This window comes from Aurantiacibacter flavus (assembly GCF_039710615.1).
GTDB classification, from domain to species: domain Bacteria; phylum Pseudomonadota; class Alphaproteobacteria; order Sphingomonadales; family Sphingomonadaceae; genus Alteraurantiacibacter; species Alteraurantiacibacter flavus.
The window spans coordinates 777,517-802,564 of record NZ_JBDLBR010000001.1 but is presented as its reverse complement, the minus strand read 5'-3'; the positions used below and the strand labels follow the sequence as shown (position 1 = coordinate 802,564).

Genomic DNA, 25,048 nt, shown 5'->3' with positions numbered 1-25,048 from the left:
TTCCTCACGTGCCTGGCGATCTTCGCGATGGCGACGCCTGCCGCTGCTCAGGATGGGCCAGAGCCGCGAGAAACTAAGCTAGAACGCGTAGAACGCGCTCGGGTCGCCGGAGACTTTGCGCAAGCGCGTGAAGGACTGGAAGCGCTGCTTGCGAAATATCCAGATGATCCCGACCTACTGCGTCGGCTTGCATCTGTTCGCGCGGCCCAGGGTGACCTTGACGATGCGCAGAGGTTGGTCGATCGCGCGCTGGCGCTTGCTCCTCAGGATCTCGACATCCAGCTGGCGCGCGCAAATATCCTTTTCTGGCGAGGCGAGCGGCTTGCCTCGCAGCATCAGGCCGAGGCGATCGCGTCGGTTGCACCTGACTATCCCGAGCTGGACTCGCTTTGGGCAAAGCTGGCGCAGCGGGAAGATCAACAGGGCGTTCGTCTCACTGCGCTGACCTTTGGCGGCGGAGTATCCGATATTGCCTTCGATAATCGCGCCGGAGAGACATGGTTTTCGCAAGACGCGAGCGTGGGTTTTTCCCTCGGCGGGAACACCGGTGCCAGCTTGGCGGTCGAGCGAGAAGAGCGCGCCACCACCGACGTGCGCGTTTCGGCCCGGCTCGATCAGCGGCTCGGGCAGCATTTGGCGTATGTGTCGGGCAGTGTCGTGCCCAATGCGGACTTCCGGGAGAGCTGGAGCATCGGTACTGGCGGCGAGGTCGCCCTGAGCAACCGCCTGACGGCCTTGGTTGATATGCGATACGCCGACTATCGCGAAAGGACCGTCTTCGCACTTCAGCCTGGCCTGCGCTTCGCATTCGATGATGCCACCTCGGTCACCGCGCGGGCAATAAACCTGCTTGGCGGCGGCGAGGACTATCGGCTCGGCGGCTCGCTTCAGCTCAATTATCGTCCCGAGGGGCGGCTGGGCGGATTTGTGGTTCTCGCAAGCTACCCTGATGTGGAGGAAGACGGCGTAAGGCAGCTGCGTAGCGCTGCGGGTGGGCTTTCTGTTCCCCTTGGCAAGGGCTTCACTCTTACTACTGTCGGAGCTTACGAGGATCGCGAGGGCAGCTATCGGCGTTTGTCAGGCACGCTGGTACTTGGCTTTCGGTTCGGCGCATCATGACTCTATCGCTGACATTTTACGACACGGTCATTTCGGGTTCCGCCTGGATGGCAATCGCGGTGGTGGCGATTTTCCTGTTGCTGGTGCTGCGCCGCTACATTGCCGAGCGCAGGATCGCTGCAAACAAGAAGATCGATGCTGCAATCACCCGCAGTTATCTCCGCAGGGTGGCAGGTCATCGTCCCGAGGGCGACGAGAAGGGCTGGACCTTTAGGCGTCGGCTGGCGGCGGTAAGCCAGGTGCAGGCGCTGCTTCGCGGCGGCGAGCGCGATCGGCTTATGCAGATTGCCGAACTCGACGGCTTGCTGTCGGCCACGGTGCGCCGCTCCCATAGCTGGCGCCGGTCCGAGCGGGTGAGTGCGATCCGGATGTTGCAGCGGTTTGGCAGCGAATCCTGTATCGCGCGCCTTCGTGAGATGCTTGCGCGTGACCGCAGCCAGAGGGTCAAGGTGGAGGCCGCATTCGCGCTGGCTGCTGCCCATGCGCTTCCACCACCGCGCGAGACTATGCGAATCCTGCGGATGACGGCGCGCGCGCCAAGCAAATTGGATGTTGCGCTGCTGCGGGCAAGTGCGCCTGATTATCCGGACCAGCTCGCCTTGTTGCTGGAGGATGATCTGAGCCCGGTCTGGCGTGCGCAGGTGATCGATTCTCTTGGGTGGAGTGGCAATGTCAGTGTTATCGCGTTGCTCGAAAAAGCCGCTTGCCACGACCATGCCGAGGTGCGTTCAGCCGCAATGCGCGCCAGCGCCAAGCTTGGCCATCCGGGCGGCCGCGATTTTGTCCGGTCCGCCCTCCATGATCCCGATGCGACGGTAAGAACGCAGGCGGTAAATGCTTGCTCTGCATTGGGCCTGAAAGAGGCGGTGGATGATATCCGAAATCTGCTCGAAGATCCGGAGCTGTGGGTGCGGCTGCGCGCTGAACAGGCCCTGGAGACGCTTGGCTTTGCGTCAGGCCAGGCTGCCTTGAATGCTTACGGCTCAAGCTCGAGGAGCTACGCATGACCTGGGCGGCTTTTCAGGATGCTGCGGCCAATGGCATTATCGCGGTAGCGGTCTTCTGCTTCATCGTGGTTTTCTTGCGCAACATGATCGGCCTTGCCCAGCTGTTGATTGCCAATTGGGTGTTCGTAACCAGAATCGAACCGAGCGAGGGCGCTCGCGAGCTGTGGCAACGCTACGCCGATCTCGCGATGCCCATCACCGTGATTGCGCCTGCCTATAATGAAGAGCTGTCGATCGTCGAAAGTGTCAAGGCGCTCCTTGCGCTGGAATATCCAGAGCACGAGGTGATTGTCGTCAACGATGGATCGAAGGACGACACGCTGGGCCAGTTGCTTCGCGCCTTCGAACTGGAGAAATGTGATCGCAGGCAGATCGCGGAACTTCAGCAAACGAAGATACGGGGGGCCTACACTTCCCGCCGGTTTCCTAACCTGCTCGTTATCGACAAGGAAAACGGGCGGAAGGCTGACGCGGCAAATGCAGGCCTGGGTTTCGCTCGCACGCCGCTCGTGTGTGTGATCGACGCCGATTCCATTATCGAGCCCGACGGATTGCTGCGCGCTGCCGAACCCTTCATGCACGACGATGGCCGCCTTGTGGCGGTGGGCGGCGCGATCAGGGTTGTGAACGGCTGCACGATCAAGGGAGGATCGCTTCAAGAGATCGGTGTCGCCAAGGGGCTCGTGCCGCGATTTCAGGTGGTAGAGTACCTCCGGGCATTCCTTACCGCCCGCGTGGCGAACGCGCATACGAACACACTGATGCTCATTTCCGGTGCATTCGGACTATTTCGTCGATCAACACTGGTGGAGATCGGCGGATACCGACACGATACGGTTGGCGAAGATTTGGAACTTGTTGTGCGGCTGCATCGCCATCTGCGCGAGCAAAAGCGCGACTATCGGTTCGCGTTCGTGCCTGACATCGTGTGCTGGACGGAGGCGCCGTCAGCGCTCAAGGGGCTCGATAATCAACGCGCCCGCTGGCAGCAAGGTTCGTTGGAGACCCTGCAGCGGCATCGGCGCATGATCTTCAATCCGCGTTACGGACGTGTCGGAATGCTCGCCATGCCGCATATTGTTCTTGAGGATGTCCTGGGGCCGCCGGCTGAGCTTTTTGGTTACATAGTGATCCCGGCTGCTGCCCTGCTGGGTTTGCTGGATCCTATGATGGCGGTTGCGTTCTTCTTTGTATCGGTTGTTTTTGGCAGCGCCCTGAGCGTCGGAACGCTCATACTGGAGGAGCAGCAGCTGCGTCGCACGCCATCGGCAAGGGATCTCCTGAGAATAGGCTGGGCCGCGCTGATCGAGAATTTCGGATACCGCCAGATCAACCTCTGGTACCGACTTCAAGGAGTGCTCCGGTTCCTGCGAAAAGACAGCACATGGGCTGCAGTACCACGAGCAGGATTCAACGCTGGATAGATTTCGTAACCGTTAGATGCGGGTAAACTGCCGGCGCAGTAGTCCGCTGGCATGCACGAAACCTGGCAGGCTTCATTTCAGATGCACAGCCCCATGCGAGTCTGAATCGACCCCGGTCCGCGTGCATGTAGACGTGACTTAGCACGCCCCGGGAGGGCGCAGCTGGAAACACTAAGTCATGGGGAAAAATGGCGCACCCGGAAGGATTCGAACCTCCGACCACCTGATTCGTAGTCAGGTACTCTATCCAGCTGAGCTACGGGTGCGCTCGGGAAGCGGCCGAATACGGAGCCCTGTGCCGCTTGGCAAGCCCTAATCCGATATTCTTTCCACTAACTCGCGATCCATCGGTGCCAAAGCCAGCCCCCGAGCCTCTTCGCGGGTGAACCAGCCCCAGGTCTGGCCTTCGCGCCCGTCCGGCGAACCGCGCCAGCAGGTCGCGCGATAGAGCATCAAGACCACGGGAGGCTGCCCTTCGCGCGCCTCCTCGGCAAGCAGCAGGGCCGCGCAATCACAAGGCTTCACCTGGATCGCCAACTCCTCGGCGATCTCGCGCGCCAGAGCATCACGTGGCGTCTCTCCGGCATCGATCTTGCCGCCGGGAAATTCCCAGAGGCCGCCATGGTGTTTTCTCGCCGGTCGCTGCTGGAGCAGGACACGCCCCTCCGCGTCGACAAGAGCGATAGCTACCACGGGCATCCAGACAGGCAACGTAACCTCCGTAAGGTGCTTAATAATCGTTCCTTAGCTCTTTACTGACATTCTTACCCACGCGCCTAGGAAAAGGGGACCTCCATGGCAGCATGGAAATTGTTCAAACACGTCATGGCCGATCGCACCGCCGCAACTGCGGTGGAATATGGCCTGATTCTCAGCTTAATCGTGCTCGCCATGGTAACCATCCTGCAAGGCGTTGCCGACGTCACCGTCAACATGTGGGGCGATGTGAGAACCAAGGTCGTCGCGGCAAGCAGCGATTAGCCTTTTATCAACGATTCATCCGTAAAAACCCAAGTGTCCGGATGGGGAACCAGCTGGATCGGGTACCGAAGACTTCGAAAATTCAGGAGACAACCATGACCTTCTTCAACAAGCTCGCCCGCGACGAAGCTGGCGCCACTGCCATCGAATACGGCCTGATCGCTGCCCTGATCGCCGTCGCCGCGATTACCGCCATGGGCGCTCTCGGCAACCAGCTCAGCACCACCTTCAACCAGGTGAAGACCGAAATGGCTGGCCCGGCTGCCACCTAGACGTAACAACAGCCTTATAAGGCATAACAGAAATACGGGGCGGCGGGGAAACCTGCCGCCCCTTTTCTTTGTGCTCAGTTCACGCGCACCACGATCTTGTACTGCTGGCCGGGAACCAGCGTCGCGTTGCCCGACAACCCATTCAGCACCCGGAACCGTGCCTCCTGCGCATCGGGATAGGCCATGCGCCGCGCCAGCGTGGCGACGGTGTCGCTGCGCTGCGCGGTCACGATATCGATCCTGCGCGGAACGACGGCATTGGCCTCGCTCGCGCTGATTCGGCGCATCGAGTTGAACATCTCGTTAAATACCGAGGCCTGCCCCGCGGGCGTGATCGCCTGGAAGTGGAACGCCTGATTGGGCGAGAACTCGTAGGCGAACACGGTCACGTCGACCTGCTGCTGACCGTTGTTGACCCGTGCCATGCCATAGGCCGCAGGCAGACCGTTCACTGTCGTGCGCTGGATCGAGGTCGGGGCGAGATTGGAGTTCTGGCCGCCAATCGCCTGGAACACCGAGCGGATATAGCTATCCAGATTGCCCGAGAAGGCAGCGGTGGTCATCTGGGCCTTGCCGGCATCGCCGTTGATGCTCACGGCCCTGGTCCCGTTGACCATGTAAAAACCTTGGGGCGCGGTAAAGCTCAGTCGCAGCTGAGGGTGGATGAACTGGCTGCCTTCGATCACGCCCTGCGCCGGATCGTCGCCATATATCAGCCCGTCGATGTTGTTGAGGAAGCTGTCACGGTTCACCACCCCGGTGCCATTTCCAGCCAACTGAAGCGCATTCTGGACCCGGCTCGCCGGATCAGGGTGCGTGCTGGCCCATTCGGGGATCGTGGCGTTGGCGCGGCCCTGCAATTGCGCGTCGAGCGCGTTTTGCGCCGCGAGGCTTGAAAGCAAGGTCGCCATCGCGTGGGGATCATAGCCAGCCAAAGTGAGATACCTGATGCCAAGCTCATCAGCCTCTATTTCCTGACTGCGCGAATAGCTCAAGGTGAGCATCTGCGACCCTTGCATCGCTCCTTGCGCGATCGTGTTGCCCAGCCCGCTGTTGCCGAGCAGCACCTGGCTGAGGATCGCAACGCCCAACCCGCCGAGCTGGTTGCGCTGCGCTGCCGCCTGACGCCGCGCGGAGTGGCGCGCCGCAACGTGGCCAACCTCATGCCCGAGCACCGCGGCCAGCTCTGCTTCGTTGTTCATCAGCGTCACCAACTGACGCGTGGCATAGACATAGCCTCCCGGCACCGCGAAAGCATTGTTCACTGACGAATTGAGCAGGGTCACATCAAAAGCGGTGGGACTTGTCGCCAGTCCTGACTGGACGGCGATATTCTGGCCCACCTGCGACACGTAGCGTGCCTGCGGCCCCGACATTTCGCCGCCGAACTCGGCCACGAACTGTTCGTGATATTCCGCGCCCTGCTGGGCCTCGGCCTGCGTGATGGGCGAACCGGGCGCGACATTTGCGCCCGGCACCGTGGCGCAGGCGACGAGGCCAAGCGACGCGCTGGTTGCCGCAAGCAGGCCCTTGACGCGGGAAGACAAACGAAATGCGCGGACACCGTGCGACATGTGAAGATCCTCATCTAACGAAAGGACGACAGGGGGAAGCCACGTGCCGCCCCTGCCCGTTCCCTTACCTTATGACCGCTTGGCTATTCCGCGCAACGCAGCACGGCAAGGGTCCTAAGCCAAACAGCCTGGGCTCTCAGAGGTTCCGGCCAAGCGCGAGGAACCGTTCCTCACGTTGTCTGCGAAGGGTGGCCGAATCGAGCTTAGCTAGCCCGTCGAGTTCCGCGTCGATCGCCTCGATCAGCGAGCTCACAGCCTTGGCCGGATCACGCTGCGCACCGCCAACCGGCTCGGGCACGATACGGTCGATCACGCCCAGCTCGGCCAGATCCTGCGCGGTGAGCTTCATCGCTTCGGCTGCATCTGGCGCCTTTTCCGCGGTGCGCCAGAGAATCGACGCGCAGCCCTCGGGCGAAATCACCGAATAGACCGCATGTTCGAACATCAGCACACGCTCGGCGCTCGCCAGCGCCACCGCGCCGCCCGAGCCGCCCTCGCCCACGATCACCGCCACCATCGGCACGCCCAGCGCGAGGCAGGCTTCGGTGGAACGAGCGATTGCCTCGGCCTGACCGCGCTCCTCGGCCTCGATGCCGGGGAACGCACCTGAGGTATCCACCAGCGTCACCACCGGTAGGCCGAACTTGTCGGCCATTTCCATCAGCCGGATCGCCTTGCGGTAGCCCTCGGGCTTGCCCATGCCGAAGTTGTGTTCGAGCCGGCTGACGGTGTCATTGCCCTTCTCGTGCCCGATCAGCATGACCTTGCGCCCGCGCAGGGTAGCAAGGCCGCCCATTATCGCGCGGTCGTCGCCATAGAGGCGGTCACCGCCCAGCGGCATGAAATGTTCGAAGCCGAGGCTGACATAGTCGCGGAAGTGCGGACGGCCCGGATGGCGAGCGACTTGCGTCTTCTGCCATGGCGACAGCCCTGCATAGGTGCTGGCCAGCAGTTTCGCGCTGCGTGCTTCCAGCCGCGCCAGTTCGGGCGAGATGTCGACGTCGCCGTCTTCACCCGCTGCGGCGCGCAGCTCGGCAATCTTGCTTTCAAGGTCTGCGACCGGCTTTTCGAATTCGAGGTAAGCTACCATAAAGGCCGCGCTAGCTCGCCCGCCCGTCGCCCGCAAGAGGATGACGCGCGTTTACCAGAGCCACGAGCCGCGCAGCGTCGACATGGGTGTATATCTGCGTGGTCGAAATATCGGCATGTCCGAGCAGCGTTTGCAGCAGCCTGAGGTCCGCCCCGCCTTCGAGCAGATGCGTAGCAAAGGCATGGCGCAGAACGTGCGGGCTCACCTTCGAGGCGTCGAGCCCGGCGCGCGCGGCCAGTTCCTTGATCAGCTGATAAAGCCTGATTCGGCTGAGATAGGCCTTGCGCGAGGGGAACAGGAACTTCGATCCTTGCGGGCGAACCTCCAGCCAGCGCGACAGGGCCGTGCGCGCGCGGCTCGACACCGGCACCATGCGCGCCACCCCGCCCTTGCCCACCAGTGACAGGAACGGCGCATCGCGCGGCACGGCGGATAACGGCAGCGACACCAGCTCGCTCGCGCGCAGGCCCGAGCCATAGAGCAGCTCGACCAGCGCCAGCATCCGAATAGCTGCCGGGCTGTTGGTCGCCGCTTCCTCTTCCAGCACGGCGAACAGCCTGGCGACGTCATCGTGCGAGAGCAGCTTCGGCAACGGACGGCGCGTTTGCGGGCGGGCCAGCGCGGTCGAGGGATCGTCGTCGCGCCAACCTTCGTCCACGGCGAAGGCGAAGAACTGACGCAGCGCGGAAATCCGCCGCGCCACCGACGAGGGCGCCAGATGCGCCCATTGCCCAGCAAGCCGCGCCAGTTGTTCGCGCCCCGCCGCGCAAAGATCGCCAACCGCTTCCTCGCTTGCGCGCAGGTCACGGCCATAGGCATCAAGCGTATTGCGCGTCGCGCCACGCTCTGCCGCGAGCATGTCGAGGAAGGCCGCAATCGCGCCGGAGGCAGCGCGCGTCGCCATTAGCCGCGTGCGACCGCTTCAGCCGCAATCATGCGCGCCTCGGCAGAAAGGCCAACCTGATCGAGCGAGCGCACGATGGTGTAGAGCTGTCGCGGCGTCATCCCCGCCCAACTCTGGCCCTGCATTCCGACACCGGCAAGCAAGGCGACCAGCGCAGCATTGTCGGTGGCGGCAGCGCGCTCGATCTTGGCGCGCCATGGGCCGGTGCGATCGAGCGAGGTGTCAAGGTTGCTGGCAAGGTTGCGCGCGTCATCGTCACTCAAACGGCCAAGACCCGCCAGCCCTGCCAGCAGGAACCGGGCCTTACGTTCGCTCACATCAGCAAAGCTCTCCACCGCGCCAGCCGAGACCGGAGCCCTGCCGGCAGGCCGCGCCAGCGAAAGCAGGGCCCAGCCGAGCGAGCCATCCTCGACCACACCGCTCCAGCGCATGGCATTGCGATCAAGCCCGGCGGTAAGCATCGAGGCGATCAGCTCGCCCGCATCGTCGGCCAGCGCTTCGGACGGCTCGATCCGCGCGGCGGCATAGGCCGTGAGCACCCGCGAGCCATAGCCGGGGTTGGCCGTCCACAGACTGCGCATGGCCGCGATCCGCTGGGTAACATCGGCGGCGGCATAGGCAGCGCGCAACTGGCGTGCCGGGGCCTTGGCACCGGCATCGTAAAGGTCGCTGGCATAAAGCAGCGAATAAAGGTCGACCATCGCCGCAGCCGAAAAGATACCGCGCTCCGCCGCAACGTCAGCAGCTTTGATACGGTCGAGCAGCGGGCTGGCCGGAATCTGTACCTCGGCAATGTCGAGTTCGGGTTGCTGGCCGGGGCGGCGCAGGCTTTCGGGAATGTCCGCCCCCAAGGCGCGCGCCAGCCCGAAGCGCCACGGGGTGAGGTCTTCGACCCCGTCCCACTCGATATTGACGGCACGCCGCCCTTCGCCCGCAGCCCCGGCAAAACGCTGCGCAAGCCGCACGTCGATGGTCGGGGCCATCTGGGTGCCAAGCACCTTTTGCAGGCGTCGTTCCCCACTGCGGACCTGTCCATCATAGGCGAGGCAGAGCCCCTGGATCATCTCCCACTCGCCATCCTCGCGCAGCAGCGGCTGAAGCCGCGCCACCGGGCACATGCCCAGAATGTCGCCGGTGGCGAGATAGCTTTCCATCGCCGCATCGGTGAGCGCGCGGTTGTAGTTCGAACCATCGACATCCTGCACCAGCGCGCGGGCCACCGTCTCCTCGCCCATCGCGTTGAGCGCAGAGGCGCGCATGGCGGCAAAGCCCGCCGGGTCCATGCCCTCAGGCGCATCGAGCCTGCTCGCCAGCACGCGCCGCAGCAGGATGTGCCCCCAGCGCGAGATCATCGGCCCTTTGGCGGCCTCCAGCGCGGCCTCAACCAGGCGCGCGGGCTGACCGGCGAAGCTGCGTGAGTGGAAACCACCCTCCGCGCTCGACAGCACGCCCACCTTCTCCATCGAGCGTCGGGCACCGGGAGGAATATCGTATTTGGGCGTCAGGCCGAGGACCTGATCGATCTCGTCGGGCTCCATCGCCTCCAGCTCGGCCAGCGTGGGGAAACCTTCGGGCAGGGAGACCCGGCCACTATCCGCGACCGGCAGGTCTTCACCAGGTCCGGGTAGCGGTTGGACCACCGGGTTCGAATTGGAACCAGTATCGACGCTTGGACCTGACACAGTGGACGGGCGTGCTGCTGGTGTACCACTGGACGCACGCGGCGAAGGCGATGGTGCGGGAGACGGAGGTGGTGGAGGTGGCGCATTGCCGAAGCTCGGCGGAAGCAGGTCTTCGGGCGCGGCCAGAGCAAAGGTTGCCGAGGTGCAGGCCAGAGCCACACCGGCGAGCAGGAGAGCCGTCCGTTTCATCGTGCAACCTCCGAAGGCCAGTCTACAGGCTGCGAAATCTGCCGAATCTCCTGTTGGCCACCATCGAACCACGCCACCAGGGCCACGACGAGAGCCAACACCGCAATCACCACCAGGGCACTCATTCCGCCACGTCTCACTCTTGTGCAGTCCCGTATCGCCGACAGTCGGCACGCTTGCGCCAGCGGTTAGCCTATCTATAGGCCATGCGGCAATGACCAAGCCACCTGCCCTACCCGACAGCGAGAGCCGAAAGACCCTTGTCGCGCGCCTTGCACGGCCTTTAGTGCTGGTCGGCATGATGGGCGTGGGCAAGTCCTCGGTCGGCCGACGACTGGCCGCGGAGCTGGACATACCCTTCTACGACGCCGACGACGAAATCGAGAAAGCGGCACAGATGCGCGTGCCCGAAATCTTCGACCAGTTCGGCGAAGACTATTTCCGCGACGGCGAGCGGCGCGTGATCGAACGGCTGCTCGATCAGAACCATGCTGTTATCGCGACCGGAGGCGGAGCTTTCGTGCAACAGCAGACAGCGGAGATGATTCTCGAGCGCGGGATCGCGATCTGGCTCGATGCCGATCTCGAAACGCTGCTCGAACGGGTCAGCCGCAACGATAACCGCCCGCTTTTGCGCGGAGGCAACAAGCGCGCAATCCTCGCCCGGCTGAAGGCCGAGCGCGAGCCATCCTATGCCCGGGCGCCGATCAAGGTGACCAGCGGCAAGGGGCCGCATGGCGAGGTGGTCGCCCGCATTCTGGAGGCTTTGAAGACATGGCAGACGTTGGGGCAGTAATTCGGGTTGAGCTGGCAGGGCGCGCCTATGACGTGCGCGTGGGCGAAGGTCTGCTGGCCGATTGCGCCACGCACTGCGGCCCGCTGCTACGCAAGAAAGACGTACCGATCATCACCGATGCCAACGTATCGGAGCACTGGCGTGAAACGGTGACCGGCTCGCTGATGGAAGAAGGATACACGCCGCACTTCCTCGTGCTCGATCCCGGCGAAGCCGCCAAGAGCTGGACGGGCCTTGAAGGCGTGGTCGAGTGGCTGCTCGGCAAGGGCGTCGAGCGCGGCGATCATATCGTGGCGTTGGGCGGCGGTGTGATCGGCGACCTGACCGGCTTTGCCGCCAGCGTGCTAAAGCGCGGCTGCGGCTTCATCCAGATCCCCACGACGCTGCTAGCGCAGGTCGATTCGTCAGTAGGCGGCAAGACCGCGATCAATTCGAAGCAGGGCAAGAACCTGATCGGCGCCTTCCACCAGCCCGCGCTGGTGCTGGCCGATACGGGCGCGCTGGCCACCCTGCCCCGCCGCGAAATGCTCGCGGGCTATGCCGAGGTGATCAAGTACGGCATTCTTGGTGACCGGACCTTCTTCGACTGGTGCGAGGCAAACGGGGCCAAGGTCGTCGATGGCGATGCGCAAGCGCTGGCCTATGCGGTGGAGCAGAGTGTCGCGACCAAGGCCCGGATCGTGGCCGAGGACGAGCGCGAAACCACCGGTACGCGCGCTCTGCTCAATCTCGGCCACACCTTCGGCCATGCGCTTGAGGCCGAAACCGGCTTTTCCTCGTCCCTGCTTCATGGCGAGGGCGTGGCGCTGGGGATGGTACTGGCGGCGCGCTACTCAGCGCGGATCGGCAACATTAGTGCTGATGACGCAGCTCGCGTCACCTCCGCCATCGCCGCCGCGGGCTTGCGCACCGAGATTTCCGCGCTCGGGCTTACCTGTTCGGGCAAGGACCTTGCCGCGCACATGCTGCATGACAAGAAGATGGACGCAGGTACCCTGCCCTTCATCCTGCTCAAGGGCATCGGCGAGGCCTATCTCGACAAGTGTGTGGCTATGGACGATGTGGCCGCGTTTCTCTCAGAACAGCTTGCCAGCTAACCGTCCTATTCCTTGCCCTCGCCATCGCTGAGCATCGGGGCGACCGCGCTGTAATCGGCGGCGCGGCCGTGGGCGATTACGCTGAAGTCACCGTCTGTCTCCAGCACAACGGCGGCGATCTCCTCGGTTTTCCCGTGACCCTTCTTGCGGATCGCGGCCAATACCTCGGCCTGCGTCACCCGCTCTTCGCGCATAGCGCCTTCAAGAAAGCTGCCATCGCGAAAGATCAGCCGCGCATCGGAACGGATCAATCGCTTGAACCAGCGCACCCGCACCGACAGCCACGAAACGAGGAACTGCAGCAGGACAAGCACGCCCATCGCCACGAGCCCATCGCTGAGAGAGATATCTTTCACGATCATGGTCGAGGCGAGGATCGACCCCAGGGCAATCGTCACCACGAGGTCGAACACGTTCAGCTTTGCCAGCGAGCGTTTGCCCGCCAGCAGCAGAAGCACGATAATCAGAGCATAGATGCAAAGGCTCGTAAGCGCGATCTGCGCGATATCTGTCCAACTGTCGAACCACATACAGGCCCAACGCCCGAAGCGCGCAGTCGGCCCCCGCTATTTGAGCAGTACCAGCTCTTCCGCCATGCTCGGATGGAGAGCGACGGTGTCGTCGAAGGCCTGCTTGGTGAGCCCCGCTTTCACCGCCACAGCGGCGACTTGCAGGATTTCCGGCGACTCCGGGCCGATCATGTGAATGCCGAGGATCTTGCCCGAGGTATCGTCGACGATCATCTTGTAGAGGCCGCGCTCCACGTGGTCCGAAAACAGGTTCTTCATCGGGCGGAAGTCCGAGGTGTAGACCTTCACCCCTCCATACTGGCTGCGGGCCTCTGTTTCGGTCATGCCAACGCCTGCCAGCGGCGGCTGAGTGAAAACGGCGCTGGGAATGTTGTCGTAGTCGATGGTGCGCTTGTTGCCGCCGAACACGCTGTCGGCAAAGGCGTGGCCCTCGCGGATAGCTACGGGTGTGAGTTGGACCCGGTCGGTCACATCGCCCACGGCATAGATGCTCTCGCAACTTGTCTGGTTGTATTCGTCGACCTTGATCGCGCCGTTGCCAGCCAGTTCGACCCCGACGTTTTCGAGACCGAGCCCCTCGCTGTTGGGCTTGCGCCCGGTGGCGATCAGCACCTGATCGGCGCGGATCGGATTTTCCGTGCCGGTGTGAACGAGCAGGCAATCGCCATCGCGCTCGACTTTCTCGATCTCGCAGCTCATGCGGAAATCGATGCCGCGCTCCATGGCGATGTGCAGCATCCGCTCGACGATCTGCACGTCATAGCCGCGCAGCACCTTATCCGAACGGTTGATGACCGAGACTTCAGTGCCGAGCGCGTTGAAGATCGAGGCAAACTCCATCGCGATATAGCCGCCGCCCTGCACCACCAGAGATTTCGGCTGCTGCTCAAGGTGGAACACCTCGTTCGAAGTGATGCACAGATCGTTGCCGGGAAACTCGGGCACCGAGGGCCAGCCACCGGTCGCGATGAGGATCGTGCCGGCGGAGACTGTCTTCCCGCTTGCCAGCGTCACCTCGTGCGGCCCCGCAATCGTCGCGCGTTCGCGGAACAGCTCGACCTCGTGGCTCGACAGCGTGTTGCCGTAGAGACCTTCGAGCCGGTCGACATCGGCCATCACGAAGCTGCGCAGCGCGTTCCAGTCGAATGTCGCGCCTTCGATGGTCCAGCCGTACTTGTCGGCATGGCCCAGCTCTTCGGCGAACATCGAACCGTAGACCAGCATCTTCTTGGGCACGCAGCCCCGGATGACGCAGGTCCCGCCGATCCGGTACTCCTCGGCGACCGCGACCTTCGCGCCGTGGCTGGCGGCGATGCGCGAGGCGCGCACACCCCCCGACCCGGCGCCGATGACGAAAAGGTCGTAGTCGTAGTCGCTCATGATGTGGCCCTATGCTGCTTCGTGGCGGAGCAGGCCATATGAGGGCTGACGGAAGGATTTGAAAGGCGTTGCCTCCAAGAGTCTGATGCACCCGCCTTGCTCCCCTCCCCTTGGGGAGGGGCTGGGGGTGGGTGCTAGATACTTGGCTGGCGTGGAACCCCCATCCCAACCCTTCCCCACAGGGGAAGGGCTTTGCGTTGCGGATTAGCCGCGACCGCGCTGGCCTCCGCCTCCGCCGCCCTGACCGCCACCGCCGCCACGGCGACGACGCGAACCGCCACCGGGGCGACCCTGTCCGCCTTGTCCAGCCTGACCGCCCGGACGGCCTTCACCGCCCGCGCGCTTCTGACCAGAAGGCTTGCCCTGAGCGGGCTTGCCTTGCGCACGACCACCACCGGCGGAGGCACCGCGCGGCTTGGGCGCAACGCGCTGGCGCTGCTGCTTGGGCGCGGGCTTGGTCGGCCCGACACCTTCGACCACGGCACGGAAGTTTTCCGGCAACGGCAGGCGCTCGAACTCGGCGTCGGTCGTCTTGCGGATGTCCTTGAGATAGGTGCGCTCATCCTCGGCACAGAAAGCAATCGCCACGCCGTCACGGCCCGCACGCGCGGTCCGGCCGATGCGGTGGACATACTGCTCGGGCACATTGGGCAGCTCGTAGTTGATCACGTGGCTCACGCCCGGAATGTCGATCCCGCGCGCGGCAACGTCTGTTGCCACCAGCACCGAGGTCTTGGCGCTGCGGAACTCGTCAAGCGCGCGCTGGCGCTGGGGCTGGCTCTTGTTGCCATGGATCGCATTGGCACGGATGCCGTCCTGCTCCAGCTTTTTCACCACCCGGTCGGCGCCGTGCTTGGTGCGCGTGAAGATGAGCACGCGCTCGATCTTGCCCGGCACTTCATAACGCTTGCTCAGGATCAGGCCGAGCAGGGCCTGCTTTTCGTCCTGCTGGACCATGAAGAGATACTGGTCGACGCGTTCAGCCGTGGTGCTTTCGGGCGTGACCGAAACCTGCACCGGGTTCTTGCAGTAGCCGCTCACCAGTTCCTTGATCTGCGAGGGCATGGTGGCCGAGAAGAACAGCGTCTGGCGGTCCTTCGGGGCGATGTCTCGGATCTTGCGCAGGGCATGAATGAAGCCGAGGTCGAGCATCTGGTCGGCCTCGTCGAGCACGAGGATTTCGAGGCCAGCGAGGTTGAACGCCTTCTGGTCAATCAGGTCGAGCAGTCGGCCCGGCGTCGCTACCAGAATGTCGGTACCCTTGTGAAGCTTGTTGCGGTCCTTGTTGACCGACGTGCCGCCGACGATCGAGTGAACCTTCAGCCCGGCAAGCGCGCCATAGTCCTCGGCCGACTGGGCAATCTGCCCGGCCAGTTCGCGCGTTGGGGCAAGCACCAGCATCCGGCAAGATTTGAACGGTACGCGGTTGTCGCTCTTGCGCAGGTTGTCGATGCTCGGGAGCATGAAGGCAGCGGTCTTGCCGGTGCCGGTCTGCGCGATACCGAGCAGATCGCGACCTTCGAGCACGGGCGGGATCGCCTCCTGCTGGATCGGGGTCGGGGTGGTGTAGCCCTTCATGTCGAGCGCCTGAAGGACAGGCTGCGACAGGCCGAGCTGGTCGAAAGTGGTAGTCATAGAGAAATACTCGCATGCAGTGCGAAGGCGCGCAGCCATATGGGCGCGCACTCGCGGAGGTAAGGAACCGCCCGCGTGAAATGGGAAGCTTGGGAAAACATAACCGAACCGCGGCCGGGGCGACGTATCGCCTGTTCACGCTGCCATGCGCTTCGGTAGGCAGGGCTCTGGCGGCTTATCGCCAAAAAGTCAATTTCTTTCGCGACTACGCAAGAAAGTCATAATCGTGCGAAGGCCTCGCTCTCGGCGAGCGGACGTCCGTAATGATAGCCTTGCAGGTAATCGCAACCAAGGGCCGCGAGCAGCTCGCCTTGCATGGCATCCTCGACCCCTTCCGCCACCACCGAGAGGTCGAGCGAGCGCGCCAGTTCGACGATTGTGCGCACAATCTGCTGCGAACGCTTGTCGTCGAGGTCGGCGACGAAGCTCTTGTCGATCTTGAGCGTATCGAACGGTAACTGCTGCAGGTAGCTCAGCGAGGAATAGCCGGTGCCGAAATCGTCAAGGCTTGTCTTAACGCCCCAGGCACGGATCTGTTCGAGCACCTCGCGGGTGCGCTTCGCGTCGGTAATCGCCACCCCTTCGGTGACTTCGAGCCTCAGGTTCGCCGGATCGATTCCCTTGCGCATGATGAGTTCGCCCACGCGCGCCGAGAAACTCGCTGACAGGAACTGGTGAGCCGCAACGTTGACCGACACATAGCGGTCCGCTCCGCGCCCGCCGCAGGCATTCAGCCGGGCAATCGCGGCACAGGCCTCTTCGAGCACCCAATCGCCCAGATAGAGGATCAGTCCGCAGCTTTCCGCCGCCGGGATGAAATCTGCCGGATGGACCAGTCCGCGCTGTGGATGCTGCCAACGCACCAGCGCCTCGAAACCGACGATCACGTTCGGATCCGCCGCCTCGACGATAGGTTGGAAATTGAGCAAGAACTGACGGGCGCGGATCGCCTCGCGCAGCTCCTTCTCGAGTTCGTCCCGGAATCGAAACGTGTCGCGCATGGACTCGTCGAACTCAACGGTGGTCGAGCCGCCGCGCTCCTTCGCCGCATACATGGCGACATCGGCGTTGCGAACCAGCTGGTCGAGATCGCCGGTCCCTTCGAGCCTGGCGATCCCAATGGAAGCTGCAATACCGCTTATGCCCGGAAGAAGCCCTTCAGACTCTGCCAAAGCCCGGTGCATCTTTTCGGCCAGGCCCCTGGCCTGATCAATCCACTCCCTGCCTTCGAGCAAGATGATGAATTCATCGCCCCCCACCCGCGACACGCAAGAGCTTCCTCCTGCATTCAGCATCGATCGCTGGTGGCCGAGCACGCAGGCCTCAAGCCGCCGCGCGGCGGTCTTGATGAGCTGGTCACCTGCATGGTGCCCCATCAGATCGTTGACTCCCTTCAGCCCGTCGAGATCGACCACCATAATCTTGACAAGGGCATCGTCGTTCCCGGCAATGGCGGCAGCTCTGATACGTTCCAGCAGGGCAATCCGGTTAGGCAAACCGGTAAGCGCATCGTGGCGGGCCTCGTGCAGCAGCACCTGCCGACTGCGCTCGCGCTCGAACACCCGTCCGACCTGAACGCCAATCTGCTCCAACAGCGCGCGCAACGGCGGATCGAGGTGGATCATCTTGCGGCAGAAGAACTCGAAGACCGCGACCGTTTCGCGGGCGATGGTGATGGGGAACGCAAAGCCCGATCCCAGCCCAGCGGTAAATGCCAGCGCACTGCCCTCGCCGTCCGCAGCCTGCGAGGTGTCCTCAAGCGAATGAGCTTTCCCATCGGCCAGCACACGACCGGGCAGCCCCTCGCCTATGGCAAATTCGGCCTCGCGCGATAGTTCGATGAAATCGAAGATGCGGCTCGGCTCGGCGGAAAACCACAGGTCGATCGCGCGCGCCGCCTCGCCGCCGTCGGTCACCGTATAGGCAATCCCGCAGGCCAGATCGAGATCGGTGCAGATCTCCTCCAGCGCCGCGTGCAAAGATTGGCGCAGGCCTCCAGGCGAGTTTGCCGCCACGGTAACCTTATGCAGCAACTTCAGCCGCCGCTGACTGATGTACAGCTCGCGCAGACCTGCCTCGGCTACGGCCTCGGCATCGATACGCGCCTTTCTCTCGCGCTCAAGGCGGCGCTCGAGACGCTGAACACGGCTGTCCGTGTCGCTTTCGATCCTGTCATGAAGCGCGCTCACGGATGCCAGTCGATGGCCATCCTGCAGATGCCATCGCCTCGATGCATGCATAACAGATGCTCGATTGTCGCTCGCTCGTCGAACAGATCCAGAGCGCCGTCGATAAAGCCGTGCGCCAGTTGGCAGAGCTGGCGTGGCGAGCGATAACCGAGCAGCAGACGTCCCTCGGTATCCTCGTCAAAGTGAAAATGCGGGCAAGAGGCGCCCGCATAGAGTTTGCGCACCTCGGGGTGGATAATATCGTTGACGCTGAGGATGAAGCTGCGCGACGTGCGGTGGTTCACGAACAGCTCCGGATAGCGAACCTCCAGCATCGGCATGGCGCTGCGGCCGAACCAGCGCAGAACTTCGGCCTCATTCGTTTCCAGCAAGGCCGCCGCCGCCGCGACAAGCGCGAAGAGCTCCTGATCTGGATAGCTGCCGAGCGAGGTATAGGCCCCGCACACGCCCGAAGCATCGATCAGGCTCTCCCAGGCGTCTTCACCGAACTTCTGTTCGACAGCTTCCTGCAAGATGTTGAAAACGATACCCTTCACTGCTTACAGTCCCAACGCTTTCCCGACGCTCTGTTCGAACGTAAGCGTCTAGCATTCGGGCAGTTTCACCGTGCCGTTCTCCAACTAAGGATTTTTCCGGAGCACGCTATTCAGCATGCCAGAGCGGTCAGGAGAGCGCAGCGGCCTTGAGCAGAGCTTCGGTGGAGGGGTCGAATCTCTCGCCACCCGCCTCGATCTTCTTGGCGATCTCCTTGCCCAGCTCGACACCGAACTGGTCGAAAGGGTTAATGTCCATCAGCACCGCCGCGGCGAAAACGCGGTGTTCGTGGAAAGCAATCAGGGCGCCGAAACTCTCCGGCGTCACGTCGTCGAGCAGGATCGTCGCCGAGGGACGGTTGCCGGGATAGTTGCGATGCGGATCGTCGTTGCTCTTGCCCGCCATCAATGCCGCGCCTTGGGCAAAGCAGTTCATCAGCAGGATATGGTGATGCGCCGGGTCGAGCGCATCGCCCGGCTCGATGCTGGCGATAAAGTCGACCGGGACGAGGTGGGTGCCCTGATGTAGCAGCTGGAACACCGCATGCTGCGCATCGGTGCCCACTCCGCCCCAGGTGATCGGTGCGGTGATTTCGGCGGGCTCGCCCCCCACGGTCACACTCTTGCCGTTCGATTCCATTTCGAGCTGCTGGAGATAGTCGGGCAGCATCCGCAGCCGCTCGTCATAGGCGAAGACCGCGCGGGTCTGCGCGCGCAAGATACGGGCATAGTGCAAGTCGGCAAAGGCCGCCCGCAGCGGAAGGTTATCGCTGTCCTCGGCGCTTTCGAAGTGCCGGTCCATCGCCGCGGCACCGGCGAGGAACTGCTCGAAGCCCTCCACCCCGATGGCAAGCGCAATCGGAAAGCCGATGCTCGACCACATCGAATAGCGGCCGCCCACACTGGTGGCGAAGGGCAGGATGCGCGTTTCATCCACGCCCCATTCCACCGCCTTTTCCGGCGCGGCGGTGAGCGCGATCACCCGGCCCGTGGGGTCGTCCACACCGTTGTCGGCCAGCCAGCGCAGCGCGCTCTGGGCGTTGGTCATCGTCTCGATGGTGGTGAAGGTTTTCGAGGCAACCGCCACCAGCGTGGTGGCCGGATCGCACTTGGCGAAGGCCTCTTCCAACGCGAGCCCGTCGATATTGGCGACCACATGCACATCGACCAGCGCATCCTCGCGCGCCAGCGCGTCAACCGCGAGCGCCGGACCGAGCGCCGAACCGCCGATGCCGACGTGGATCAGATGGCGCACCTCGCCCAGCACGCCATCGTGAATCGCCTGCACCAGCATCAGCATCCGTGCGCGCAGAGCCTCGGCTTCCTCCACGCTGGAGTCCTTGCCAACACCGCGCAGTGCGGAATGCTCGGCAGCGCGCTCCTCCGTCGGGTTCACCACTTCGCCCGCAAACAACCGCCGGCGCATCTCGTCGAAGTCGGAAGCCTTGGCGAGCGCTTCGAAGCCTTCGATCCGCGCATCGTCGAGGTGGGTCTTCGACCAGTCGAAACGAATGCCGCCATCGTCGAGCTCTATCCGCCGGGTCAGCTTCTCCACCCGAGCCTCATCCGCCGCGAACAGCTCCGCCAAGGTGGGTTGCGGCAGTTGCGCCAGCGCGTTCCAGCATTCCTCGCGAGTGGTGCTCATGGTGATGTCAGATCCCTTCCTCAATTCTGTTCGGCGCAATGGCTAGGCCTATCGTCGGGCAAAGAAAACCGCAAAATGTTGCACATGCGAAGGCAATCAAGGCGAAGCCCCGCTTGACGGAGGGCCGCGCGGGCAACATGACCGCGCCACGATGAGCGACACCGACCATATCCGCGAACTGCGCGAGCCCGAACCCACCGGCGCAGCGGCCGAGCCCGAGAAGAAGCCGGAGGATGCCAAGAGCTTCGCCTGGTTCCTCGTGAAGCTGGTGCTTATCGTGCTGCTGTTCCGCACGCTGGTGTTCACGAGCTTCAACATCCCGTCCGAATCGATGATGCCGCGCCTGCTGGTGGGTGACTACCTGTTCGCGGCCAAGTGGCCCTATGGCTATTCGCGGTATTCGCTGCCGTTCGACCTCGATGTCGGCGACGGGCGGCTGTTCTCCACCCTGCCCGAGCGCGGCGACGTGGCGATCTTCAAGCATCCGCTCGACAAGAGCGACTATATCAAGCGCGTGATCGGCCTGCCCGGCGACACGATCCAGATGATGGATGGCGTGCTCTACATCAACGGCGCGGCCGTTCCGAAGGAGCCGGTCGCGAACTTCGTGCTGCCGACCACCGCCGCGCGCGGTTGCGGCCCCGGTCGTGCGCGTTTCACCGTGCGGCAGGATGATGGCAGCTTCGCCTGCTCGTTCCCGCAGTTCCGCGAGACCTTGCCCAACGGGGTGAGCTACAACGTGCTCGATCTCACCACCGTCGAAGTCGATAACACGCCGTCGATCACCGTGCCCGAAGGCCACCTGCTGATGATGGGCGATAACCGCGACAACTCGCAGGATTCGCGCAAGCCTGCGGTGGCGAACGGATGGGTCGGCATGGTGCCGGTCGAGAACCTCGTCGGCCGCGCCAGCTTCATGTATTTCTCGACCGACGGCAGCGCCGAATGGCTCAAGCCGTGGACATGGTTCACCGCCGCGCGGTGGAGCCGGATCGGACAGCCGATATGAGCGAGCTTTCCTCCGACACCCGCAAATGGCTCACCGGCGTGGGCTTCACCGTCAACCGGGCGGGCCTGTGGCGCGATGCGCTCACCCACGGCAGCACCGGCGAGGCGGGAAACTACGAGCGGCTCGAATTCCTCGGCGACCGGGTGCTTGGTCTGACCGTGGCCGAGTGGCTCTACGAACGCGACCAGAGCGCCGAGGGCAAGCTCGCCCAGCGGTTGAACGCGCTCGTCTCACGCAATCAGTGCGCTGCGCGTGCCCGCGCCATCGGAGCGCCCGCGCACATTCGCCTGGGCAAGCAGGCGCGTGACGATGGCGCGTCCGACAGCGACAACGTGCTCGGGGACATCATGGAGGCGCTGCTGGGGGCCAATTTCCTCGAAGTCGGCTTCGCCCCCACTCGCGACCTGATCCGCACGATCTGGGCCGAGGCAATGGACGGCGCAGCAGGCCGCGCCAAACATCCCAAGAGCGCGCTGCAGGAATGGGCCGCAGGCAACCAGCGCAAGCCCCCTGAATACGAAGTGGTCGACATCGAAGGGCCCGACCACGCCCGCAAGTTCACAGTGCGCGTGAGCGTACACAAGGTCGGCGCGGTCGAGGCCACTGCCAGCGGCAAGCAAGACGCGCAGACCGAAGCCGCAAGGCTGTTCATGGAGAAATACGGATGAGCGATCAGGCTCCCCCAAAGTGCGGCCTTGTGGCCGTGATCGGCGCGCCAAATGCGGGCAAGTCGACGCTCGTTAATCAGCTGGTCGGCCAGAAGGTCGCCATCACCAGCGCCAAAGCGCAGACCACCCGCGCGCGGATGCTCGGCATTGCACTGCACGACGAAGTGCAGATGATCCTCGTCGACACCCCTGGCATTTTCGCGCCGAAGCGGCGGCTTGATCGGGCGATGGTGTCAGCGGCGTGGGAAGGCGCAGTGGAGGCCGATGCGGTGTTGCTGATTGTCGACCCGGTCAAGCAGCGGCGGCACGAGCTGATCCCGCTGCTAGAGAACCTCAAGGGCCGCCCTGAGCGCAAGTATCTGGTGCTGAACAAGGTCGATGTCTCGAAGAAAGAGCCACTGCTAGCGCTGGCGCAGGAGCTGACCGAGATGGCCGACTTCGCCGAGGTGTTCTTCGTTTCGGCGCTGACCGGCGACGGTGTGCCCGAACTCAAGACCCATCTGGCCTCGCTGATGCCCGAGGGCGTCTGGCACTATCCCGAAGATCAGGTTTCGGATGCAAGCGAGCGCCTGCTCGCCACCGAAGTTACCCGTGAACAGCTTTACCGGCAACTGCATGAAGAGCTGCCCTACGACAGCGCCGTGCGGCCCGAAAGCTATCAGACGCGGCCCGATGGCTCGGTGGAAATCCACCAGCAGATCGTGATCGCGCGCGACAGCCAGAAGGGCATTGTCCTCGGCAAGGGCGGCAGCAAATTGAAGGCCATCGGTGAGGCGGCACGGGCCGAGCTAGCGGAAATCCTCGGCGTGAAGGTCCACCTTTTCCTGCATGTGAAGGTGGACGAGAAGTGGTCGGAAAGCCGCGAGATCTTCGAAGAAATCGGGCTCGACTGGGTCAAGTGAGGCCGCTGGCTGCCCTTGCACTTCTTTCGCTGGCGACTTCCTGCGCAAGCCTTCCTGACGCCCGCGACGTACCAACAGGCTCGCACTATGTTGCAATGGGCAGCTCGTTTGCGGCTGGCGCGGGGATCGGGCCGAACAAACCCGGTACTCCCGAACGTTGCAACCGCGCCGTCAATAACTATCCCAGCCTGCTTGCCGCCCATCTGAACCTTGCGCTGGAAGATGAGTCTTGCGGCGGGGCCACGTCCGCGCACCTGCTGGACGCATGGAACGAACTGCCTGCCCAGCTTTCTGCGGTGCGTCCCGATACACGGCTGGTCACGATCACCGTGGGCGGGAATGACCTCAACTACATGGGTCTGTTGTTCTCCGCCTCATGCGATCCGGCGGTGGGCATGGCGATGGGCGGAGAAACGCGGTCCTGCCCTGACCTGCCGCATCGGCCCTCCGATGCTGACTATGCCGCGCTTGAAACCAACCTGAGGCAAATCGTTCGCGAAATCCATGACACCGCACCTGCCGCCAGGGTGGTGTTCGTGCAATATGTCACACTGGTGCCCGAGGAACTGTGCAGCGCCACGCCTATCAGCGCGAATGCCGCCGAACAGGCTCGCGAGCTTGCGCACAGGCTTGCTGAGGTGACGGCCAGCGCGGCACGGGCGAGCGGGGCCGAAGTTCTTTCCGTCGACACACTTTCGGCATCGCACACTGTCTGCGACCCGCGCCCTTTTTCACGCGGGTTCTCGCCGACAGCATCCGGCCCCGGTGCCCCCTGGCATCCAACCGCGCAAGGCCATACCGCGATTGCCGAGGCGCTGGCCGCGATGCTTTCCAGCTAGCTGACCGACGTATTGGTGAAGGTCCGATAGCGCGCCAACGAACAGACCGCTGCCACCACCGCCAGCGCACATGCGGCATAGAGCGGAACCGGGCTCTGGCCGAAACCGGCCTGCAACAGGATACCCACCAGCACGGCGGCCAGCGTCTGCCCGAAGAGCCGCGAGGTGCTGAGCAGTCCGCCCGCCGCTGCCGCCCGCTCGCGCGGGGCGCGGCCGATCATCAGGCGCGAATTGGGGCTGAAAAACAGGCCGAAGCCCAGCGCCGTGAACGACAACCGCCAGCTGATGCCGAACTTGCCCGGATCGTCGCCCATCGTCGCCAACAGCAGCAGGCCAACGATCGCGATGGCCATACCCGCCACCCCGAGCTTGGTGGGCGCCACCCGGTCCGAAACCCAGCCCGCCACTGGCGAGACTACCAACATGGTGAGCGGAAACGGCAGCAGCAGCGTACCGACCACTTGCGGATCGTAGCCCATGCCTGTCTCCAGGCGGAACGGCAGTGACAGGAGCAGCGCGCCCGACGATACGAAGCAAGCCATCGCCGCCAGAGCGGACAGCCCGATCACGGGCCTTGCCAGCAGGTCGACCGGCAACACCGGCGTTTCACGCTGGCGTTCACGGCGCACCAGCATCGCGGTGGATGCAATGCCAGCGGCAAAGACCGCCATACCAACCACCACGCTCCCATGCGTGCCCAGTTGCAGCCCGCCAACAAGCAGCAACATCGATAGCGCGCTCCATACGCCCGAAACCAGCTCGCTGCGCCGGTTAAGCGGAATTGGGTCCGGCAAGGTGCGGCCAATTATCAGCGACACGATGGCAAAGGGCACGGCGGCCACGAACACCAGGTGCCAATCGGTGTGGCCCACGATGTAGCCGCCCAATGTCGGCGCCAGCGCGGCGGAGCTGGCCACGATCACCGAATTGACGCCCAGCCCGGTGCCAAGTTTGGTCGACGGATAAATCTGCCGCAGCATCGCTGCCGAAACGCTCAGCGCCATCGCCGCGCCTATCGCCTGCGCCCCACGCAGCACCATGAGCAAGGCGAAGCTATCGGCGAAGTAGCACAGCCCCGAGGCGACCATGAACATCGCCTGCCCATACTGATAAAGGGTACGATGACCGAGCCTGTCGCCGAGCGAGGAGAAAGGCAGCAGCAGCATGACCAGCACGAGCTGATAAACGGTGATAATATTGGTCACCATCGCGCTGGAAACGCCAAGGTCGCGAGCAATTGTCGGCAGCGCCACGGTCGGGATTGCGCCGTCGATCACCAGCAGGCTCGTGCCCAGGCTGATGGCGACAATCGCCCAGATCCGGCGCGGAAGTGGCAAGCCGTCTTCGGAAGCGGCGGCCTCCCGGGCGCGTGCGACTGAGCTCATTTGATCCATCCGCCCCACTTGTGTGCAACTGCGAAGAAAGGCAAGCTGATCGCCAATTGTTCTTTTCGCACCCGAACTTGACAAAGTTGACACACTGTCGCGCCCACAACCTTGGGAAAAGCCCAAAGTTCCCACCGGCTTACGTCGACCTGTCGAAGTTGACACCGCAGCGAGTCAGAACGCGCGACAAGCGCTTTG

At 63.5% G+C, this 25,048-nt stretch carries 23 protein-coding genes and 1 tRNA gene; 11 read left to right on the top strand and 13 right to left on the bottom strand.

What is annotated here, in order from left to right; all coding sequences use genetic code 11:
• Positions 1-27 precede the first annotated feature (27 nt).
• Genes ABDJ38_RS03830 through ABDJ38_RS03820 form a run of 3 tightly spaced genes read left to right on the top strand, consistent with a single transcriptional unit; the run spans position 28 to position 3,550 of the window.
• Entirely contained in the window at positions 28-1,119 is a 1,092-nt protein-coding gene (locus tag ABDJ38_RS03830) for a DUF6584 family protein (RefSeq protein ID WP_346783735.1), read from the top strand.
• A gap of 47 nt (positions 1,120-1,166) precedes the next feature.
• Positions 1,167-2,126, top strand: a complete 960-nt coding sequence (locus tag ABDJ38_RS03825) for a HEAT repeat domain-containing protein (protein WP_346783734.1) — start codon at positions 1,167-1,169, stop codon at positions 2,124-2,126.
• Complete coding sequence (locus ABDJ38_RS03820; RefSeq protein WP_346783733.1) at positions 2,123-3,550, top strand: glycosyltransferase; 1,428 nt, start codon at positions 2,123-2,125, stop codon at positions 3,548-3,550. Before ABDJ38_RS03825 ends, ABDJ38_RS03820 begins: the two co-directional genes overlap by 4 nt.
• 189 nt (positions 3,551-3,739) lie before the next feature.
• On the opposite strand, the gene ABDJ38_RS03815 is transcribed toward ABDJ38_RS03820, so the two are convergent.
• Together ABDJ38_RS03815 and ABDJ38_RS03810 are read right to left on the bottom strand one after the other, a co-directional pair.
• Positions 3,740-3,816, bottom strand: a tRNA-Arg gene (locus ABDJ38_RS03815).
• 46 nt (positions 3,817-3,862) lie between these two features.
• Complete coding sequence (locus ABDJ38_RS03810) at positions 3,863-4,261, bottom strand: (deoxy)nucleoside triphosphate pyrophosphohydrolase (protein WP_346783732.1); 399 nt, start codon at positions 4,259-4,261, stop codon at positions 3,863-3,865.
• An 84-nt stretch (positions 4,262-4,345) separates the two neighbouring features.
• Here ABDJ38_RS03810 and ABDJ38_RS03805 point away from each other — a divergent pair, with 84 nt between their 5' ends.
• Together ABDJ38_RS03805 and ABDJ38_RS03800 are read left to right on the top strand one after the other, a co-directional pair.
• Positions 4,346-4,531, top strand: a complete 186-nt coding sequence (locus tag ABDJ38_RS03805) for a Flp family type IVb pilin (protein WP_346783731.1) — start codon at positions 4,346-4,348, stop codon at positions 4,529-4,531.
• 95 nt (positions 4,532-4,626) lie between these two features.
• On the top strand, positions 4,627-4,803 hold the full coding sequence (locus tag ABDJ38_RS03800) for a Flp family type IVb pilin (RefSeq protein WP_346783730.1): 177 nt from the start codon (positions 4,627-4,629) through the stop codon (positions 4,801-4,803).
• 74 nt (positions 4,804-4,877) lie between these two features.
• Here ABDJ38_RS03800 and ABDJ38_RS03795 read toward each other — a convergent pair whose 3' ends face one another.
• From ABDJ38_RS03795 to ABDJ38_RS03780, 4 genes are all read right to left on the bottom strand, one after another.
• Positions 4,878-6,377, bottom strand: coding sequence for a M48 family metalloprotease (locus ABDJ38_RS03795; RefSeq protein WP_346783729.1), 1,500 nt, complete (start codon positions 6,375-6,377; stop codon positions 4,878-4,880).
• Positions 6,378-6,513: 136 nt separating this feature from the next.
• Positions 6,514-7,467, bottom strand: a complete 954-nt coding sequence (locus ABDJ38_RS03790; RefSeq protein ID WP_346783728.1) for an acetyl-CoA carboxylase carboxyltransferase subunit alpha — start codon at positions 7,465-7,467, stop codon at positions 6,514-6,516.
• A gap of 10 nt (positions 7,468-7,477) precedes the next feature.
• Complete coding sequence (locus ABDJ38_RS03785; RefSeq protein ID WP_346783727.1) at positions 7,478-8,371, bottom strand: tyrosine recombinase; 894 nt, start codon at positions 8,369-8,371, stop codon at positions 7,478-7,480.
• The gene (locus ABDJ38_RS03780) at positions 8,371-10,242 is read right to left on the bottom strand and encodes a hypothetical protein (protein WP_346783726.1); all 1,872 of its coding nucleotides are present in this window, start codon (positions 10,240-10,242) and stop codon (positions 8,371-8,373) included. Before ABDJ38_RS03780 ends, ABDJ38_RS03785 begins: the two co-directional genes overlap by 1 nt.
• Before the next feature lie 214 nt (positions 10,243-10,456).
• Between ABDJ38_RS03780 and ABDJ38_RS03775 the strand changes: the two genes are divergently transcribed.
• Positions 10,457-11,038, top strand: a complete 582-nt coding sequence (locus ABDJ38_RS03775) for a shikimate kinase (RefSeq protein ID WP_346783725.1) — start codon at positions 10,457-10,459, stop codon at positions 11,036-11,038.
• Positions 11,017-12,135 (top strand): 3-dehydroquinate synthase, encoded by a 1,119-nt coding sequence (aroB, locus tag ABDJ38_RS03770; protein WP_346783724.1) that lies wholly within the window; start codon positions 11,017-11,019, stop codon positions 12,133-12,135. Before ABDJ38_RS03775 ends, aroB begins: the two co-directional genes overlap by 22 nt.
• Positions 12,136-12,140: 5 nt before the next feature.
• Here aroB and ABDJ38_RS03765 read toward each other — a convergent pair whose 3' ends face one another.
• The 6 genes from ABDJ38_RS03765 to pgi all read right to left on the bottom strand — a co-directional run bounded on the left by ABDJ38_RS03765 (position 12,141) and on the right by pgi (position 20,047).
• Entirely contained in the window at positions 12,141-12,665 is a 525-nt protein-coding gene (locus tag ABDJ38_RS03765; protein WP_346783723.1) for a DUF421 domain-containing protein, read from the bottom strand.
• 36 nt (positions 12,666-12,701) lie between these two features.
• Positions 12,702-14,045: a glutathione-disulfide reductase gene (gorA, locus tag ABDJ38_RS03760; protein ID WP_346783722.1), complete on the bottom strand. Its 1,344-nt coding sequence runs from the start codon at positions 14,043-14,045 to the stop codon at positions 12,702-12,704.
• A gap of 204 nt (positions 14,046-14,249) precedes the next feature.
• A complete protein-coding gene (locus ABDJ38_RS03755; protein WP_346783721.1) occupies positions 14,250-15,680 on the bottom strand; it encodes a DEAD/DEAH box helicase in 1,431 nt (476 codons plus the stop codon).
• A gap of 218 nt (positions 15,681-15,898) precedes the next feature.
• A complete protein-coding gene (locus tag ABDJ38_RS03750; protein ID WP_346783720.1) occupies positions 15,899-17,869 on the bottom strand; it encodes a putative bifunctional diguanylate cyclase/phosphodiesterase in 1,971 nt (656 codons plus the stop codon).
• Positions 17,866-18,405: a heme NO-binding domain-containing protein gene (locus tag ABDJ38_RS03745; RefSeq protein ID WP_346783719.1), complete on the bottom strand. Its 540-nt coding sequence runs from the start codon at positions 18,403-18,405 to the stop codon at positions 17,866-17,868. Before ABDJ38_RS03745 ends, ABDJ38_RS03750 begins: the two co-directional genes overlap by 4 nt.
• A gap of 127 nt (positions 18,406-18,532) precedes the next feature.
• Positions 18,533-20,047, bottom strand: a complete 1,515-nt coding sequence (gene pgi / locus ABDJ38_RS03740) for a glucose-6-phosphate isomerase (protein WP_346783718.1) — start codon at positions 20,045-20,047, stop codon at positions 18,533-18,535.
• 151 nt (positions 20,048-20,198) lie between these two features.
• Here pgi and lepB point away from each other — a divergent pair, with 151 nt between their 5' ends.
• From lepB to ABDJ38_RS03720, 4 genes are all read left to right on the top strand, one after another.
• The gene (lepB, locus tag ABDJ38_RS03735; RefSeq protein WP_346783717.1) at positions 20,199-21,056 is read left to right on the top strand and encodes a signal peptidase I; all 858 of its coding nucleotides are present in this window, start codon (positions 20,199-20,201) and stop codon (positions 21,054-21,056) included.
• Positions 21,053-21,724, top strand: coding sequence for a ribonuclease III (gene rnc / locus ABDJ38_RS03730; RefSeq protein ID WP_346783716.1), 672 nt, complete (start codon positions 21,053-21,055; stop codon positions 21,722-21,724). Before lepB ends, rnc begins: the two co-directional genes overlap by 4 nt.
• The gene (era, locus tag ABDJ38_RS03725) at positions 21,721-22,626 is read left to right on the top strand and encodes a GTPase Era (RefSeq protein ID WP_346783715.1); all 906 of its coding nucleotides are present in this window, start codon (positions 21,721-21,723) and stop codon (positions 22,624-22,626) included. The genes rnc and era overlap by 4 nt, the downstream gene beginning before the upstream one ends.
• A 95-nt stretch (positions 22,627-22,721) precedes the next feature.
• Positions 22,722-23,465 carry an SGNH/GDSL hydrolase family protein gene (locus ABDJ38_RS03720; RefSeq protein WP_346783714.1) on the top strand — a complete coding sequence of 248 codons (744 nt, stop codon included), beginning with the start codon at positions 22,722-22,724 and terminating at the stop codon, positions 23,463-23,465.
• On the opposite strand, the gene ABDJ38_RS03715 is transcribed toward ABDJ38_RS03720, so the two are convergent.
• Positions 23,462-24,850: an MFS transporter gene (locus ABDJ38_RS03715; protein ID WP_346783713.1), complete on the bottom strand. Its 1,389-nt coding sequence runs from the start codon at positions 24,848-24,850 to the stop codon at positions 23,462-23,464. The two genes, ABDJ38_RS03720 and ABDJ38_RS03715, sit on opposite strands and share 4 nt — an antisense overlap.
• Between the last annotated feature and the right edge of the window lie 198 nt (positions 24,851-25,048).